This is a genomic window from Rhizobium herbae (genome assembly GCF_019511375.1).
Taxonomy (GTDB): domain Bacteria; phylum Pseudomonadota; class Alphaproteobacteria; order Rhizobiales; family Rhizobiaceae; genus Pararhizobium; species Pararhizobium herbae_A.
Window position 1 is genome coordinate 254,378 of sequence record NZ_JAEUAO010000004.1, and the last position, 16,105, is coordinate 270,482.

Annotated in this window: 15 protein-coding genes; 3 read left to right on the forward strand and 12 right to left on the reverse strand. The window is 61.1% G+C overall.

What is annotated here, in order from left to right; genetic code table 11:
- Positions 1 to 247 precede the first annotated feature (247 nt).
- Positions 248 to 1,135 carry a UTP--glucose-1-phosphate uridylyltransferase GalU gene (gene galU, locus JNB71_RS17950; protein ID WP_220373176.1) on the forward strand — a complete coding sequence of 296 codons (888 nt, stop codon included), beginning with the start codon at positions 248 to 250 and terminating at the stop codon, positions 1,133 to 1,135.
- Between the two features lie 52 nt (positions 1,136 to 1,187).
- Here the strand turns inward: galU and JNB71_RS17955 are convergent, their stop codons facing one another.
- The 11 genes from JNB71_RS17955 to hmgA all read right to left on the reverse strand — a co-directional run bounded on the left by JNB71_RS17955 (position 1,188) and on the right by hmgA (position 13,734).
- Positions 1,188 to 2,690: an outer membrane beta-barrel protein gene (locus JNB71_RS17955; RefSeq protein WP_220373177.1), complete on the reverse strand. Its 1,503-nt coding sequence runs from the start codon at positions 2,688 to 2,690 to the stop codon at positions 1,188 to 1,190.
- A gap of 94 nt (positions 2,691 to 2,784) precedes the next feature.
- Entirely contained in the window at positions 2,785 to 3,240 is a 456-nt protein-coding gene (locus tag JNB71_RS17960; protein ID WP_220373178.1) for an NfeD family protein, read from the reverse strand.
- A 3-nt stretch (positions 3,241 to 3,243) separates the two neighbouring features.
- The gene (locus JNB71_RS17965) at positions 3,244 to 4,248 is read right to left on the reverse strand and encodes an SPFH domain-containing protein (protein ID WP_220373179.1); all 1,005 of its coding nucleotides are present in this window, start codon (positions 4,246 to 4,248) and stop codon (positions 3,244 to 3,246) included.
- A gap of 218 nt (positions 4,249 to 4,466) precedes the next feature.
- On the reverse strand, positions 4,467 to 5,498 hold the full coding sequence (hemH, locus tag JNB71_RS17970; RefSeq protein ID WP_220373180.1) for a ferrochelatase: 1,032 nt from the start codon (positions 5,496 to 5,498) through the stop codon (positions 4,467 to 4,469).
- A gap of 130 nt (positions 5,499 to 5,628) precedes the next feature.
- Positions 5,629 to 7,539: a 5'-nucleotidase C-terminal domain-containing protein gene (locus tag JNB71_RS17975; RefSeq protein WP_220373181.1), complete on the reverse strand. Its 1,911-nt coding sequence runs from the start codon at positions 7,537 to 7,539 to the stop codon at positions 5,629 to 5,631.
- A gap of 217 nt (positions 7,540 to 7,756) precedes the next feature.
- Positions 7,757 to 8,125 (reverse strand): outer membrane lipoprotein Omp10, encoded by a 369-nt coding sequence (gene omp10, locus JNB71_RS17980; protein ID WP_220373182.1) that lies wholly within the window; start codon positions 8,123 to 8,125, stop codon positions 7,757 to 7,759.
- Positions 8,126 to 8,299: 174 nt separating this feature from the next.
- Complete coding sequence (locus JNB71_RS17985) at positions 8,300 to 9,751, reverse strand: homospermidine synthase (protein ID WP_220373183.1); 1,452 nt, start codon at positions 9,749 to 9,751, stop codon at positions 8,300 to 8,302.
- A gap of 293 nt (positions 9,752 to 10,044) precedes the next feature.
- A complete protein-coding gene (locus JNB71_RS17990) occupies positions 10,045 to 10,356 on the reverse strand; it encodes a hypothetical protein (protein WP_220373184.1) in 312 nt (103 codons plus the stop codon).
- Between the two features lie 157 nt (positions 10,357 to 10,513).
- Complete coding sequence (gene maiA, locus JNB71_RS17995; protein ID WP_220373185.1) at positions 10,514 to 11,167, reverse strand: maleylacetoacetate isomerase; 654 nt, start codon at positions 11,165 to 11,167, stop codon at positions 10,514 to 10,516.
- A 10-nt stretch (positions 11,168 to 11,177) separates the two neighbouring features.
- Positions 11,178 to 12,194, reverse strand: a complete 1,017-nt coding sequence (locus JNB71_RS18000; protein ID WP_220373186.1) for a fumarylacetoacetate hydrolase family protein — start codon at positions 12,192 to 12,194, stop codon at positions 11,178 to 11,180.
- Positions 12,195 to 12,378: 184 nt separating this feature from the next.
- Positions 12,379 to 13,734, reverse strand: a complete 1,356-nt coding sequence (hmgA, locus tag JNB71_RS18005; RefSeq protein WP_220373187.1) for a homogentisate 1,2-dioxygenase — start codon at positions 13,732 to 13,734, stop codon at positions 12,379 to 12,381.
- A gap of 67 nt (positions 13,735 to 13,801) precedes the next feature.
- Here hmgA and JNB71_RS18010 point away from each other — a divergent pair, with 67 nt between their 5' ends.
- A complete protein-coding gene (locus JNB71_RS18010) occupies positions 13,802 to 14,245 on the forward strand; it encodes a MarR family winged helix-turn-helix transcriptional regulator (RefSeq protein ID WP_220373188.1) in 444 nt (147 codons plus the stop codon).
- Positions 14,246 to 14,354: 109 nt separating this feature from the next.
- Here the strand turns inward: JNB71_RS18010 and JNB71_RS18015 are convergent, their stop codons facing one another.
- Entirely contained in the window at positions 14,355 to 14,834 is a 480-nt protein-coding gene (locus JNB71_RS18015; RefSeq protein WP_220373189.1) for an Lrp/AsnC family transcriptional regulator, read from the reverse strand.
- A 131-nt stretch (positions 14,835 to 14,965) separates the two neighbouring features.
- On the opposite strand from JNB71_RS18015, the gene hppD reads away from it, so the two are divergent.
- On the forward strand, positions 14,966 to 16,078 hold the full coding sequence (gene hppD, locus JNB71_RS18020) for a 4-hydroxyphenylpyruvate dioxygenase (protein WP_220373190.1): 1,113 nt from the start codon (positions 14,966 to 14,968) through the stop codon (positions 16,076 to 16,078).
- Positions 16,079 to 16,105: the final 27 nt, after the last annotated feature.

Here is a 16,105-nt window from a genome sequence, read left to right on the forward strand (position 1 = left end):
CGCAAATTTACAGTATTAGAGCCAAGCTTCACGCATAGGTTACATGCATGTGGTTCCATTTTCGGGCCGTTCAGCCAAAATGCAACCGCCAGAGTGGGAAGCTTACGAAAATGAAGTCAACAAATTCTTTACCATGAATGGGTGGAACCGTCTTGCTTCGCAAAAAAATAGCAATTTGCCATTTAATCCCTATTCATACCAATTTACCCCGTTTTAAATCGCACTGTTCGTGATTCTGGAGATGTCAATGACTGACAAGCGCAAGGTTCGTAAGGCCGTATTCCCCGTGGCGGGGCTTGGGACGAGATTTCTCCCGGCAACAAAGGCCGTGCCGAAGGAAATGCTGACGGTCGTCGACAAGCCCATCATTCAGTATGTCGTCGACGAGGCGCTGGAGGCAGGCATCGAACATTTCGTTTTCGTCACCGGCCGCAACAAGCACGTGATCGAGGACTATTTCGACATTCATTTCGAGCTCGAGCAGACGTTGCGCGAGCGCAGCAAGAAGGCCGAGATGACGCTTCTGGCGCAGCAACTGCCCAAGGCGGGCTCGGTGAGCTTCACGCGCCAGCAGGAGCCGCTGGGGCTTGGTCACGCCGTCTGGTGCGCCCGCGAGATCGTCGGCAACGAACCCTTCGCGCTGCTTTTGCCCGACATGATCATGCGCGGCGAGCCGGGTTGCATGAAGGGAATGATGGATCTCTATTCTCAGAGCGGCGGTAACATCATAGCGGTGGAGGAGTGCGAACCCGACCAGGCGCACAAATACGGCATTGTCGGCGTTGGCGAAAAGATCGGCGACGGCTTCCGCATCACCGGCATGGTCGAAAAACCGGCCAAGGGAACGGCACCGTCCAACTTCTTCATCAACGGCCGCTATATCCTGCAGCCGGAAATCTTCTCTATCCTGGAAAACCAGGAGCGTGGCGCCGGCAATGAGATCCAGCTCACGGACGGCATGCTCAAGCTGCTTCGGTCCCAGGATTTCGCCGGCTACGTGTTCCGCGGCAACACCTATGACTGTGGCGCCAAGGACGGTTTCATCCTTGCCAACGTTGCCTTCGCCCTCGAGCGCGCCGATATCCGCCCGGCCGTCGAAGCCCAGTTCAAGGCGCTGGTTTCGAAGCTGCAGTAACCCGCCGGACATGCATGGAACCCCCGTATGCCGCGCAGGCGGGGGGCTGTTGTTAGCGCCGCAACGTCAGGCCGACGCCCACGCGGGCAATATTGGTCGATGGGGCGGTATCCTGCGTGGTGCGTTCGTATCCGACATCGCCGGTGAGGGCGAGATAGCGGTTCAGGTCCCAGGTCAAGCCGGCGCCCGCCAGCCAGACCCTCTGGTCTTCCGAAACGCTGCCGGACGGATAGTTTCGGAACGTCAGGCTGTTCGACAGGCGGGCCACGAGGTTCGAGCGCAGTTCATGCGTCGCCTTGCTGCTTAGCGTATAGGCGAGCGCGCCGCTGTCGCCGGGGGTGGTGGAGGGTTCGATGCCGGTGGAAATGCCGTATGTTATGTCCGTGCCGCGTTGCGGCGACCAGTTGAGCAGGCCGTCGATGGTGACGCCGTCTAGGTCTTCGAGGCGATTGTCGTCGAACCGGTAGGTTTGATAGCCGAGCGCGATTTCGCCGTTGAGCTTTTCGCCGAGATCGACCTCGACGCCGGCCCGGCCGCCGTAGCTGTCATAGGATCGCTCGAAACCGGAGGTGTCCGTGCGCAGGTCGTAGATCGATTTTCCGGCCGAGGCTTCGATGAACGGGATGAGCGCCGGCGAAAGGTCATAGCCGACGCGCACCGTGACTGCGCCTGCGTTGCGGTTCCTGTCTTCCTGCGACAATGTCGAGCCGTCGCTGAGATCCACATCGCCATAGACGTAGCGGTCGTAATCCACCTTGGCAGAGCCGCGCAGGATGCCGAAGTCATGCGCAATGCCGGCGCCGAGCGTATATTGGTTGACGCCCGACTGCGAGCTGGCATCGCTGATCGCGTTCGGATCGGTCGCATCCTCGCGCTCGAAATGATAGCCGGCCTTCAGCGTCCCCGTGGTGTCGTTGCCGATGTCGAGGCGAAGGGCCGCCTCCATGTCGGCGGTCGGTTCGGTTTCGCCGGAGCCGGAGACGTTGCGTTGCCAGGTGCCTTCGCCGGTGACGGTCAACTGGTGGCGCGACCAATCGGAGGTCAGAGTGCCCTTCATGCCGGTTTCGAGATAGCTGCGGCTTTGCTTCGAACCGCCGGTCTTGGTGCTTTCGTAATTGAAGGTCTGGCCAAGGGTCGGTTTCAGGACGAAGCTGCCAAGCCGGACGCCGGGCGCATCGTTGCGGTCGAGATCGAGTTGCGACCGCAGGCCATCGACGGTGCTTTCGCGCAGATTGGTGCGGGTCAAGTCTTCATCGATGGTGGGATCATTGAGCAGCGGTTCGCCGGAATCGGTGCTGATCGAACCGGTGGTCAGCGTAGCTACAGGGTCCTGGCCGGCCGCGGAGCCCGGTGTGGTCGCATTGGCTGCGGCGGTGCCGGTTGTTGTTGTTGCAGTGCTGCTGACGGTTGTCGTGTCGGCGTCGTCAGATGCAGGCAAAAAGGCCTGGGCGAAAACCAGATGGGGCGAAAGCAGCGTACAGCCGGCGACGGCCCACGCAACCGCGGCCGGGCGCGGGACGCAAGTCCTCTTCGTTCGTGGAAAGATTGGCGCCATCTGCCGAATGCCCGGGAATCCGTTTACCAGTGTTGCGCAACCGTAAACGGATGTGGTTAACCGTTTCTTTCCGAAACGGCTTTCGGCTTTAATTTCAGGCGCTTTCCACGGTCAGCCGGCCGCCGCTGCTGCCGGTTACCTTGACACGCGCACCGGCGGGAAGATCCGGTCCGCTGACGGTCCATGTCGTGTCGTCGAGCCGGATCCGGCCGCGGCCCTCGGTGATCGGCTTTTCCAGTACGGCGGTACGGCCGATCAGCCGGGCGCCACGCTGGTTGAGGAGCGGCTCGTCCGACGCGTCCGAGCGGGCAATGAGGCGGCGTCCCACAAAAACCGCGAGGACGGCAAGGAGGGCGAAGAATACCAGCTGCACCTGCCAGACCCAGAAGCTGGCTTCCCAGAGCAGCAGCGAGACGGCGCCGGTCAGAATGGCGGCTATGCCGATCCAGACGAGGAACATGCCGGGCGCCACGACTTCGGCTGCCAGCAGCACCAGACCCAATGCCCACCAACCCCAGGGACCAAGTTCAAGGATGATGCGCTCGATCATGGATCAGCTTTCCTGTTGCGGTGTTGCGAATGGATTGCGCACGGGCGTCGTGCGTGGCGTCGCTTGCCGCAAGGGAGCCGGCGTACCGCCATCGCCGAACACCTCCCTGGCGATCGCGCCGATGCCGCCGAGCGAGCCGATCAGCGAGGAGGCTTCCATCGGCATCAGCACGACCTTCGAATTCGGGGCAGTGCCGATCGAGGCCATCGCTTCGGTGTATTTTTGCGCGACGAAGTAGTTGATCGCCTGCACGTCGCCGGCAGCGATCGCTTCCGACACCATCCTGGTGGCCTTGGCTTCGGCTTCGGCGAGGCGCTCGCGCGCTTCGGCCTCGCGGTAGGCAGCTTCCCGTTGGCCCTCGGCCTGGAGGATCGCCGATTGCTTGGCGCCCTCGGCGCGCAGGATCTGGGCGTTGCGCGAGCCTTCGGCTTCGAGCACCTGGGCGCGCTTTTCGCGCTCCGCCTTCATCTGCCGCGCCATCGCGTCGACCAGATCCTTCGGCGGCTGGATGTCCTTGATCTCGACGCGGGTAACCTTGATGCCCCAGGGGCCGACGGCTTCATCGACGACGCGCAACAGCTTGTCGTTGATCGTGTCGCGGTTCGACAGCAGCTCGTCGAGGTCCATCGAGCCCATGACGGAGCGGATATTGGTCATGGTGAGGTTGAGGATGGCGGTTTCAAGACTGGAGACCTGATAGGCGGCCTCGGCGGCGTTCAGCACCTGGTAGAAGGCGACGGCGTCGGCCGAGACGCTCGCATTGTCGCGGGTGATGACCTCCTGCGTCGGCACGTCGAGCACCTGTTCCATCACGTTCATCCGGGCACCAATGCCGTCTATGAACGGAATGATGATGTTCAGGCCGGGCTCAAGGGTTTTCGTGTATCGGCCGAAACGTTCGACGGTGTAGCGGTAGCCTTGAGGGACGGTTTTTACGCCTTTGAAAATGACCAGAACGGCAAGGACCACAAGTACGATAACGGCAATATCCAGTCCGGCCAGTGGCATTGGGTGTTCTCCTGTTGGGCGCATCCTGTTGTTGATGCACTCTAGGACAAGACGTGACAGTTGGCAGGGTTATTTGCAAGGACTGGTGGAGTTTCTTCGGCGCTGTTGCGGCTCTGTTTTAGGGGGCTGGCGACGAGGTTGCGGGTGGGGAGAGGGCGCGGTGACGCCACGGTCACCCCGACCCTGACCTGCGGTTCGCCCCTGGCCAGTGAAGGTGGTCAGACCCAGCCCCGAAGCTCCCGGCGCACCACGGTCTCAAGCACCTTCATGCCGTCGGCGCCGTCGTTGAGGCAGGGGATATGGGTGAATTTCTCGCCGCCGTTGTGATGGAAGCTCTCGGCCGCCTGTTCGGCGATTTCCTCCAGCGTTTCCAGGCAGTCCGAGACGAAGCCGGGATTGATGACGGCGATGCGCCTGGTGCCTTGCTGAGCCAGTTTCTCGACGGTCTTGTCGGTATAGGGCTGCAGCCATTCCTCAGGCCCGAAACGCGACTGGAAGGTGACCTGCAGCTTTTCCTTCGGCCAGCCGAGCTTTTCGCGCAAGAGCCGGGCGGTCTTCTGACACTGACAGTAATAGGGGTCGCCCTTGTCGAAATAGGACTGCGGGATGCCGTGGAATGAGGCGAGCACCACTTCCGGCTGCCAGTCGAGCGTGGCGAGGTGGCTGGTGATCGAGTTGGCCAAGGCATCGATATAGACGGGATCGTCGTGGTAGGGCGCTGCCGTGCGCAGGGCTGGCTGCCAGCGCATTTTCAGGAGTGCCTTGAAGGCCTCGTCATTGACGGTCGCCGTGGTCGCGGCCGCATATTGCGGGTATAGCGGGAAGACGAGGATCCTTTCGCAGCCGTCCTTGTGCAGTTCCTCCATCTTCGACCGGATCGACGGCTGGCCGTAGCGCATGGCCCAGTCGACACGCACATCAGGCAGATCGGCGAGGGATTTCGCCATGAGTTCTGCCTGGTTGCGGGTGTAGGTGCGCAGGTAGCTCTCGTTCAGGTCCTTGTTCCAGATCGTCGCATAGGCCTTGCCGACCTTGGCAGGACGGCTGTTGAGAACGATGCCGAACAGGATCGGATACCAGAAGAACGGCGACCATTCGATGACGCGCCGATCCGTCAGGAATTCCTTGAGGTAGCGCCGCATCGAGACCTTGTCGGTGCCGTCGGGCGTGCCGAGATTGACCAGCAAAACGCCCACTTTCCCGAATTTGACAGGCGGATGGTTCGGGGCGGTGATGTCGGTCGCGGTCATGCGGATATCCTGCGGGTAAGTGGGCGTGCCTGCTATATGGTGCAGGCAGCCCGGCGATTCATGCCGTTCTTAAAAAGAAAAACCGGCCCGGGAAAGCCCGGACCGGTCCTTGGACAAGAGACATATTGTCTTACTTGGCGGGAATCTGCAGCTCCTTGCCGATTTCCAGCTTTTCCGGAACCGGATTGCCGTTGGCAGCAGCAATCGTCTTCCAGAGCTCGCCATTGCCGTAGATGGCCTTGGCCAGGCCCCAGAGCGTATCGCCCTTGGCAATGACGTGCTTGGTTTCTGCCCCTGCCGCCGCTTCTGCTGCCGGCTTGGCTTCCGGCGTTGCGGTTTCCGTCTTGGTCTGCTCGGCCGGCTTGACATCCGGGGTTGCAGTCTGTGCGGTGGTGTCGGTGCTTGCCTGCGCCGAGGGCTTGATCTCGGTCGCAGCGGCGATTTCGGTGATGCGCCCGTCGGTCATTGGCCTGTAGGGGTTGTGGGCCGCCAGGTAGTCGGCGAGCACCGTCTCAAGGCCCGGACCGTAGTCATAGGCGTTCTCGGCCTTGGTCTTGAAGATGCTGTAGCCGTCGCCGCCATTTCGCATATAGTTGTTGGAGACGACATTGTAGGCCTTGGCCGGATCAAGCGCGACAAAGGCTTCGCCTTCCTTGACCTCGACGTTCGAAATACGGCTGCCGACGGGCTTGGACCTGTCGAAGGCGAACTTAAGGCCGGCCACCTGGGGGAAGCGACCGCCCCCTTCCTCGATCTGGCTTACGCCGTTTTCAAGCGCTGCAACGATATCGGCGCCCTTGATCTGGAAGGTCGAGAGCGTGTTCTGGAAGGGCAGAACGGTGATCACTTCGCCCATCGAGACGTCGCCGGCATCGATCGAGGCCCTGAGGCCGCCGCCGTTGGTGATGGCGATGGTAACGCCCTGGCCCTTGACGCGGTCAAGCATGGCATCGGTCACGAGGTCGCCCATCTGGCATTCGCGGGCGCGGCAGGATTCGCGGCTTCCGTCGATCGGCGCGTCGGTCTTGCCGATGATCTTGGTCTTAAGCTCCTCGATCGGCTTTGCCAGTTCCTTGATGCGCGCGAGGACCGCTTGGTCCGGCTTGATCTTGGAATCGATCAGGATGGGATCGCCCTTGGCCGACTTGACGACGCCGCTGTCATCGAAGGTGACGACGAGGTCCCCAAGATACTTGCTGTAGGATCCGGCCTGAACGACGGGCACCTTGTAGCCGCCGGGATTGTCGACCATCGTCGGGTAGGGGCCTTCGGCCTTCTCGGCCGTGTTGGACAAGAGGCTGTGCGAATGGCCGCCGACAACCACGTCGACATCCGGGATCTTCGCAATGACGGCGAGGTCGCGCGGATAGCCGACATGGGTGAGCGCGACGATCTTGTCGATACCCTGCTTCTTCAGGTCCTGGACAGCGGTGGTGATCGTATCGACGTCGATCCCGATCAGCACGTTGTCGCCCGGCGAGGAGATTTCGGCCGTGTCGTTGGTGACCGCGCCGACGATGCCGATCTTCTGGCCACCGACATCGAGCACCAGCGAGGGCTTGATGCGGTCGATCAGTTTCGACTTGTAGCCGGCCAGCACGTTGGAGGAGATGACCGGGAAGGTGACCTTGTCGAGGAAGGTCGCCAGGCCGTCTTCGCCTTCATCGAATTCGTGGTTGCCGATGGTCATGGCGTCGAACTTCATCAGGTTGAGGAATTCGGCTTCGGCGGCACCCTTGTAGGTCGTGAAGAACAGCGAGCCCTGGAAGTTGTCGCCGGCATTCAGAAGCAGCACGTTCTTGCCGGTCAATTCCTGGCGTTTCTGGTCGATCGCCACCTTCAGCCGGGCGGCGCCGCCGAAGCATTCGTTCTTGCCTTCTTCCTCCGCCGTGCAGGTGGAATCGAACTTGTTGATCGATTCGATGCGCGAGTGGAAATCGTTGATGTGCAGGATGTTCAATTCATAATCGGCGAAGGCGGCACCGGTTGAAAGTGCAAGGATCGAGGCCGTCATCAGCCCGGTTCGCAAATGTTTGATCATGAATATCTCCTGTTTCGACGGGTCGGTCTGCCGGCAGCGGAACAGAGCAGTGCGTGTTCCGTGACAGCGGTGTCGGCAATGATGGTTTCACCAGACGCTGCAGACATCAAGCGGCAAAATCCACTCTTTGCAACCAATTCCCCGCAAGGTTAAAAACCAGGGGTTTAAACGGAAAAAGCCTCCGCGGCGGGAGGCTTTTCAGGCTGTCTGGCGCTGTTCAGCTCTTGCGGGTAAGCGAGAACTGGGCGCCGGAATCCGTCGTGCAGTTGAGCTGCGTCGGGCTCACCATGGCGCAGTTGACCTTGGATTGGGTGTTGCGGACCATCGAGGTCATGTTGATCTCGACCAGCTTCGGCGAAAGATTGGTGTAGTTGCCGGAGGCCAGGACCTGATTGGTGTCGGTCGTGCGCGTGGTGAAGGTGCCCGCCGCGAATGTCGAGACGATGCCGTTCGGATCCACCCATGCGCCCTCGACGCCGGCCGGTGCCATCTGGGCGGGCGGCTGTTGGCGCACTTCGCGCGGCCCCATGCAGGAGGCCAGCGCTGCCGCTGCGGACAGAAGGGTCAGGATGGTGATCGGCTTCATATATGTCTCCCGGAGGCTCTGCGCAAAGCTGTCTTTCAGTCGAAAAAACCATGCCGTGATCAGGAGTTGAATGCAAGAGTGGGGCACGAGCACGGCGGGATTATTCGCAAAGGCAACAAAAAACGCCCGGAGATCGGTCCCCGGGCGTGGAATTTTCAAGCCTAATCAGCGGGTTCACCGAACCAGGATGTTCCTGAACTGCCAGGGGTCCTTGGTGTCGAGATCTTCCGGGAAGAGGCCCGGACGACCATCGAGCGGGGTCCAGTCGGTGTAGTGGCCTTCAACCGGGCCGAGATAGGGCGTCTGCACTTCAAGGCAGCGCTTGTAGTCGATTTCGTCGGCTTCGACGATTCCGGCGGTCGGGTTTTCAATCGCCCAGACCATTCCGGCGAGCACGGCCGAGGTCACCTGCAGACCGGTGGCGTTCTGGTAGGGGGCGATGCGGCGGGTCTCTTCCAGCGACAGGCGCGAACCATACCAGTAGGCGTTCTTGGCGTGGCCGTAGAGCAGCACGCCGAGTTCGTCGATGCCGTCCTCCAGCTCGTCCTCGTCCAGAACGTGATGGACGGGCTGCGGATTGCCGCCGTTGCCGAACATTTCATGCAGCGACAGCACGGCGTCATTGGCAGGATGATAGGCATAGTGGCAGGTCGGACGGAAAGTCACGTCGCCATCCTTGTCGCGCACAGTGAAATAGTCGGCGATCGAGATGGATTCATTGTGGGTGACGAGGAAGCCGTACTGCGGACCCGGCGTCGGGCACCAGGTGCGCACGCGGGTGTTGGCGCCCGGCTGCTCAAGGTAAATGGCGGCCTGGCAACCCTTCTTGTGCCTCCTGGCGTTCTTCGGCATCCAGTTCTCATGCGTCCCCCAGCCGAGTTCGGCGGGCTGCATGCCTTCGGAGATGAAGCCCTCGACCGACCAGGTGTTCCAGAAGACGTTGAGCGGCTTTGGGTGCTTGGTGCGCTGGGTGTCGCGTTCGGCGATGTGAATGCCCTTGACGCCGACCTTTCTCATCAGCCTGGCCCAGCCTTCGCGGTCATGCTGGTCCGGCTCGTCGAACTTGATCTCGAGGTCATTGGCAAGGTTGAGCAGCGCCTGCTTGACGAACCAGGATACCATGCCCGGGTTGGCACCGCAGGTGGAAATGGCCGTCGCGCCGCCAGGGTTCTTCGCCTTTTCCTTGCGCAAGGTTTCGCGCAACGCGTAGTTGGTGCGGTCGGCATTCTCCATGGACTTGTCGAAATAGAAGCCGAGCCAGGGCTCGATGACCGTGTCGATGTAGAGGACATCGAGCTTGCGGCAGAGCTTCATCAGGTCGACCGAACCGGTATCGACGGAAAGATTGACGCAGAAGCCCTGGCCTTCGCCTTCGGTCAAAAGCGGCTTCAAGAGATCCTTGTAGTTGTCCTTGGTGACATGCGACTTGATGTGCCTGACGCCGTGCCTTGCCAGAATTTCGGTGTGGTCTTCGTCGTCGCGCGGGTCGATGACAACCATCCGGCTCTTGTCGAATTTAAAGTGGCGCTCGATCAGGGGCAGGGTGCCGCGACCGATGGAGCCGAAACCGATCATCACGATCGGCCCGGTGATTTCGCCGTAAACCGGGTAGGTTGTTTCTGTCATTTCGCTTTCTCTCCTGCGACGGGGTCTCTCGACTGTTTAGCGGGCAGATTCTGCCCTGTCATGCCTCGAATGGCCCTAGAGCATAGATTTCTGTCACAATAAAGAGCCGGAAAGCGAGCGCAGGGAGCTCTCGTCGCTGCCAGCGGACATTGCGGGGTGGCCAAGCGACGCCGATTCGCCGTGGTGGGGGGTCGTCAGGCTGATGCAATGAAGGAGAAGAAAGGCGACGCCTCGACGCGCTGCGCGTTTGGCTCCTTACCCATACGCGGAATGCTGCAGGCGCTGCTGCACGATCATGTTTTCAAGCCGGGGCCAATCGGGAGCGTCTCCCAGTTCTGGCCGGCAAAGACCACACAGCTGCGACCGCTGACGTTGGTCACCAATATTGTCCAACTGCCGCCCTTCGACACATAGACCTCAAGAATGGCGGCGTCATTGATAAGGCCGATGGCCTGCAGCGTCTCGGAATAATGAGAGCCGAGGAATTCGACGATCTTGGAATGTTCGGCGCAGTTGAGGACCGGCTGGGCGGCTGCCGGGTACGCTGTCAGCGCAAGCGCCATAAGAGCGAACCGGATGAAAGAGCGGATCGGTTTACGTGCCATCAGGCACCTCCTTTTACCGAAGCCTGGCGGAAAAGGAGATTGGTTTGACCCGTCCTGCCGGGGCCGGCAATTCTATGGTCGGACCGAATGCGACACGCGTAAGCGGTGCCGCCACACCGGCATTATGGCAGAAATCTCATCATTTTCAAAATATCAATTAGAAATTGCTAATATTAGTGCGGCACTGATCCGGATGAGCCTTTGCAAATGCGGGAAGCCGTTCGCATGTCATGGCGATTGCCGCGGCGCGCGGGCAGGTGGAAAGATCAACGTTCCACCGGCGGGCATTGTAGATCTGCGGCACGAGGCAGAGATCAGCCATCGTCGGCTGGTCGCCGTGGCAGAATTCGCCGGTTTCTCGCGTGTCCAGCATCCGCTCGAAGGCACCCAGGCCATCGCCGATGAATTTGCGCATCCATGCCGATCGAGCCGCATCCGGGTCTTGCGATTGCTGCATGACATGGACGACGACGCCCAGATTGCAGATCGGGTGAATGTCCATTGCAATTGCGTAGGACAGCGCCCGCACGCGCTGGCGCGCCACCGGGTCTAAGGGCAGGAGGCCGGAACCGGGCCGCGTCTCCGACAGATATTCGATGATCGCCAGCGACTGTGTCAGCATTTGCCCATCGATCTCAAGCGCTGGAACCAGGCCTTGCGGATTGCGGGCGAGGTGCTCCGCTTGCCTGTGTTCCCCGGCCAGAAGATCGATGGCCACGGAGCGATAGGGGATTGCCAGCATATTGAGCGCGATCCGCACCCGGTAGCTGGCCGAGGAACGCCAGTAGTCGAACAGAACCGTGTCGCTCATGACGAGGCCCTCAGCGCTTCTCGTATTGCATGACGGTCTGCTCGATCGCCCCGAAAATCGAATGTCCTGCCTTGTCCTTCATCTCGATGCGGACGGTATCGCCAAACCGCATGAACGGCGTAACGGCAGCCCCTGTCTCGATTGTTTCGATCGTGCGCAGTTCGGCGATGCAGGAATAGCCGACGCCACCTTCCGACACCGGCTTGCCCGGCTCGCCGTCGAGCTTGTTGGAAACCGTGCCCGAGCCGATGATGGAGCCGGCTGAGAGTGTCCGGGTCTTGGCGGCATGGGCAATGAGCTGGCCGAAATCGAAGGTCATGTCGACGCCGGCATCGGCGCGGCCGAAAGGCTTGCCATTCAGGTCGACGAGCAGGGGCAGGTGTAGCTTGCCACTGTCCCAGGCGCTGCCCAGTTCATCCGGCGTCACCGCAACGGGCGAGAAGGCGGAAGAGGGTTTGGACTGGAAGAAGCCGAAGCCCTTGGCGAGTTCGGCGGGGATCAGCCCGCGCAGGGAGACGTCGTTGACGAGCATCACCAGCCGAATCGCCGCGCGGGCTTCGTCGATCGTCGCTCCCATCGGTACGTCGTCGACGATGACGGCGATCTCTGCCTCCATGTCGATGCCCCAGGATTCGTCGGCCATGACGATCGGATCGCGCGGACCGATGAAGCTGTCCGAGCCGCCCTGGTACATCAGCGGGTCGGTCCAGAACGTTACCGGCATTTCGGCATTGCGGGCCTTGCGTACCAGCTCGACGTGATTGACATAGGCCGAACCATCCGCCCACTGATAGGCGCGCGGCAGCGGCGAGGCGGCTTCGTGTTCATGAAACCGCATCGACGGCTGCGCGCCGGCCTCCAGCCCTTCGGCCACCGCGGCGAGACGTGGTGCCACGTGTTCCCAGTCGTCCAGCGCCGCCTGCAGTGTTCGGGCGATATGGCCGACCTCAGAGCAGCGGGTGAGGTCGCGGGAGACGACGACCAACCGGCCGTCACGGGTCGAATCCTTGAGCGTTGCAAGTTTCATGTTCTTTGCTTCCGTAGTTTGTTCATGGCTTGCCCCTCACCCTAGCCCTCTCCCCGCATGCGGGGAGAGGGGACGACGGAGGTTTGCCGCTGGTTCCTTCTCCCCGTCTTGGCGGGGAGAAGGTGCCCGATAGGGCGGATGAGGGGCATTGTAGTGCAGATCAGGTGCAGCTCCGAAGTCTACTTCACTTGATTCCCGGCGTCCCGTCGAACTTGCGCTCCAGGCCGTCCCAGCATTCGAGATAGTTGTCCTGCAGCGTCTCCAGTTCGGCGGCGTAGCGCGTCAACTGCTGCGGGTAACGGGTCTCGAACATGAAGGCCATGGTGTGGTCGAGCTTGACCGGCTTCAGCTCGACATTGGAGGCCTTTTCGAAGCCCATTGAATCCGGACCGTGCGGCAGCATCATATTGTGCAGGCTCATGCCGCCCGGCACGAAGCCCTGTTCCTTGGCGTCGTATTGCCCATGGATCAGGCCCATGAACTCGCTCATGATGTTGCGGTGGTACCAGGGCGGACGGAACGTGTGCTCGGCGACCAGCCAGCGCGGCGGGAAGATGACGAAATCGACATTGGCGGTGCCCGATTCCTCCGTCGGCGCCGTCAGCACGGTGAAGATCGACGGATCGGGATGGTCGAACAGGATGGCGCCGACGGGCGAGAAGGTCCTGAGATCATATTTGAACGGCGCGTAGTTGCCGTGCCAGGCGACGACGTCGAGCGGCGAATGGCCGATCTCGGTGACATAGAACTTGCCGCACCATTTGACATGCACTCGGCACGGCGTCTCCTTGTCTTCATAGCTTGCAACCGGCGTCTTGAAGTCACGCGGGTTGGCGAGGCAATTGGCACCGATCGGGCCGCGATCCGGCAGCGTGAACTTGGCGCCGTAGTTCTCGCAGATGTAGCCGCGCCATTCCGGCCCATCACCGAGGCGCGACACCTTGAACATCATGCCGCGCGGGATGAGGCAGATCTCGGATGGCTCGACATCGATGATGCCCATTTCGGTGAAGACGCGCATGCTGCCAAGCTGCGGCACGACCAGCAGTTCGCCGTCGGCGTTGAAGAAATAGTCGTCGATCATGTCTTCATTGAAGACATAGGCATGCGCGGCCATGCCGACCTGGGTCATGACATCGCCCGCAGCCGTCATCGTGCGGATACCGGCGAGGAAGTCGAGCTTTTCCGTGGGCGCCGGGATCGGGTTCCAGCGCAGCTGGCCGAGCGGCAGAGAGTGGTCGTCCAGGCATGGGGCCGATTTCCAGAAGGGATAGCTCGCATTGGAGAAACGGCGGGTGTGGCGCACGCTCGGGCGGATGCGGTAGAGCCAGGAGCGCTCGTTGGTGCCACGCGGTGCGGTGAAGGGGGAACCGGAGAGCTGTTCGGCATAGAGTCCATAATTGCACTTCTGCGGACTGTTCTGTCCCTGCGGCAGCGCGCCGGGCAGGGATTCGGTCTCGAAGTCGTTGCCGAAGCCCGGCATGTATTGCGGGTTGTTGGCCACGGCATCGACCGCGAACCCCTTGGCTTTCTCCAACATGGCTTGCACCTCCTCCGTCTATATGGTTACAAACGTAACTGTCAATTTTGTAACTATCAAGGAAGCCATGGACGACTTCGATCTGGAGCAATTTGTGCCATTTCGTCTCAATCGCGCGGCGGAGTTCATCGCGCTGCGCTTTGCCGCCGCCTACAAGGCCGAATACGGCCTGACACGGCCGGAGTGGCGGACGCTGGCGGCGCTCGGCAGCTCAGGGCGCATGACGGCGACCGAGGTCGGCGTTCATTCGACCATGCACAAGACCAAGGTCAGCCGCGCCGTCTTCGCGCTGGAGGAACGCCGCTGGCTGAAGCGGACGCAGCACGAGGACGACCGCCGGGTCGAACATCTGGAGCTGACGGCGGCCGGGATCAAGGCCTATCGGGAACTGACGCGGCTTGCGCGCGCCTATTCGGCAGAGCTGGAAAACCTGCTGGGAAGCGACGGCCTCAAGGCCCTGTCGTCCGGGCTGACCGCCGTTGAAAACGCCATGGTGAAACGGCGCCGCTGAGCACACTTTCGTTGGCAAGCCAACGATTCGACTGCTTGGCTTTTCTTGTTTGTCGCAGGTTTTGATCGGAAAACCGTGGGACACTTTTCCGACACCTGTTCAGGCACGCTCAATGCCTGCCGCGCTGGCGGACCGGTAGTCCCTGAAAATCCTTCAGTGTCGCCAGCACGATCGATGTTTTCACATGCTGCACGCTGTCATGCGGCAAGAGCACTTCGTTGACGAAGTGTGACAGGCCGGCAAGGTCATAGGTGACGACCTTGAGGTGATAGTCCATTTCGCCGGTCAGTGCGTAGCATTCGAGCACCTCCGGCAGATCGGCGATCAGGGCGGCGAAACGCTTCGCATTGTCGCGATTGTGGGTGGCAAGCGTGACGGCGATCACGACCATCAGATCAAGCCCGAGTCGGCCGCGGTCGAGCACGGCGCGGTAGCCGTGAATGAAGCCTTCCGCCTCCAGCCGGGCGCGGCGACGGGAACATTGCGACGGCGACAGAGCGATCAGATCCGACAGTTCGTTGTTGGTCAGGCGGCCGTCGCGCTGCAATTCGGCAAGGATCTTCAGGTCATAGCCGTCCATCTGTTCCATTTGTGCATGCCTTCGTCAAATTTCGCACAGATCGTGCGCTGATCTGGTTATAACACGCAAGAATGCAAGCACAATGCACGGGATTTGCGTCATGATCGCCTCGACAGTCGATGAGTTCAGAGGAGAGAACCATGGGACCCTTCCCGCATGACGCACCCCCGTCCGGCATCACCGCCGAGAACCCGGCAGGAACCGATGGCTTCGAATTTGTCGAGTTCGCCCATCCCGAGCCGGAACAGCTGAGAGAACTGTTCACGCGCATGGGCTACACCTGCGTTGCCAAGCACCGCACGAAGGACGTCACCGTCTGGCGCCAGGGCGACATCAACTATCTCATCAATGCCGAGCCGGGCAGCCATGCCATGCGCTTCGTCGCCGATCACGGCCCCTGCGCGCCGTCCATGGCCTGGCGCGTCGTCGATGCCAGACATGCTTTCGAGCACGCCGTATCCAAGGGCGCGACGCCCTATGAAGGCAAGGACAAGGCGCTTGACGTGCCGGCCATCGTCGGCATCGGCGGGTCGCTGCTTTATTTCATCGAGACCTACGGCAAGCAGGGTTCGCCCTATGAAGCCGAATTCGAATGGCTGGGCGAACGCGATCCGAAGCCGGAGGGCGTCGGCTTCTATTATCTCGATCACCTGACCCACAACGTCTATCGCGGCAACATGGACAAGTGGTGGGACTTCTACCGCGAACTCTTCGGTTTCAAGCAGATCCACTTCTTCAACATCGATGGCCGCATCACGGGTCTGACGAGCCGGGCGATCACCTCGCCCTGCGGCAAGATCCGCATACCTCTGAACGAATCCAAGGATGATACCAGCCAGATCGAGGAATATCTGCGCAAGTACAAGGGCGAGGGCATCCAGCACATTGCTGTCGGCACGGAGGGCATTTACGACGCCACCGACAAACTCGCGGCCAATGGTCTGAAATTCATGCCGGGTCCGCCTGATACCTATTACGAACTGTCGCATGAGCGCGTGCACGGCCACGACGAACCGATCGAGCGGATGAAGCAGCACGGTATCCTGATCGACGGCGAAGGCGTGGTGGATGGCGGCACGACCCGCATCCTGCTGCAGATCTTCTCGAAAACCGTCATTGGCCCGATCTTCTTCGAGTTCATCCAGCGCAAGGGCGATGAAGGCTTCGGCGAAGGCAACTTCCGGGCGCTGTTCGAGTCAATCGAGGCCGACCAGATCCGTCGCGGCGTTCTCCATCCGGCGGCAGCCGAATAAGGAACCCCACACATTCGATCCAGGCCC

Coding starts and splice junctions, on each gene's coding strand:
- omp10 (WP_220373182.1), bottom strand. CDS start 8,125: ATGAAGCCGATCACCATCCTGACCCTTCTGTCCGCAGCGGCAGCGCTG.
- JNB71_RS17960 (WP_220373178.1), bottom strand. CDS start 3,240: ATGATCGAGCGCATCATCCTTGAACTTGGTCCCTGGGGTTGGTGGGCA.
- JNB71_RS17965 (WP_220373179.1), bottom strand. CDS start 4,248: ATGCCACTGGCCGGACTGGATATTGCCGTTATCGTACTTGTGGTCCTT.
- JNB71_RS18010 (WP_220373188.1), top strand. CDS start 13,802: ATGGACGACTTCGATCTGGAGCAATTTGTGCCATTTCGTCTCAATCGC.
- JNB71_RS17975 (WP_220373181.1), bottom strand. CDS start 7,539: ATGATCAAACATTTGCGAACCGGGCTGATGACGGCCTCGATCCTTGCA.
- maiA (WP_220373185.1), bottom strand. CDS start 11,167: ATGAGCGACACGGTTCTGTTCGACTACTGGCGTTCCTCGGCCAGCTAC.
- JNB71_RS17990 (WP_220373184.1), bottom strand. CDS start 10,356: ATGGCACGTAAACCGATCCGCTCTTTCATCCGGTTCGCTCTTATGGCG.
- JNB71_RS18015 (WP_220373189.1), bottom strand. CDS start 14,834: ATGGAACAGATGGACGGCTATGACCTGAAGATCCTTGCCGAATTGCAG.
- hemH (WP_220373180.1), bottom strand. CDS start 5,498: ATGACCGCGACCGACATCACCGCCCCGAACCATCCGCCTGTCAAATTC.
- hppD (WP_220373190.1), top strand. CDS start 14,966: ATGGGACCCTTCCCGCATGACGCACCCCCGTCCGGCATCACCGCCGAG.
- JNB71_RS17955 (WP_220373177.1), bottom strand. CDS start 2,690: ATGGCGCCAATCTTTCCACGAACGAAGAGGACTTGCGTCCCGCGCCCG.
- galU (WP_220373176.1), top strand. CDS start 248: ATGACTGACAAGCGCAAGGTTCGTAAGGCCGTATTCCCCGTGGCGGGG.
- JNB71_RS18000 (WP_220373186.1), bottom strand. CDS start 12,194: ATGAAACTTGCAACGCTCAAGGATTCGACCCGTGACGGCCGGTTGGTC.
- JNB71_RS17985 (WP_220373183.1), bottom strand. CDS start 9,751: ATGACAGAAACAACCTACCCGGTTTACGGCGAAATCACCGGGCCGATC.
- hmgA (WP_220373187.1), bottom strand. CDS start 13,734: ATGTTGGAGAAAGCCAAGGGGTTCGCGGTCGATGCCGTGGCCAACAAC.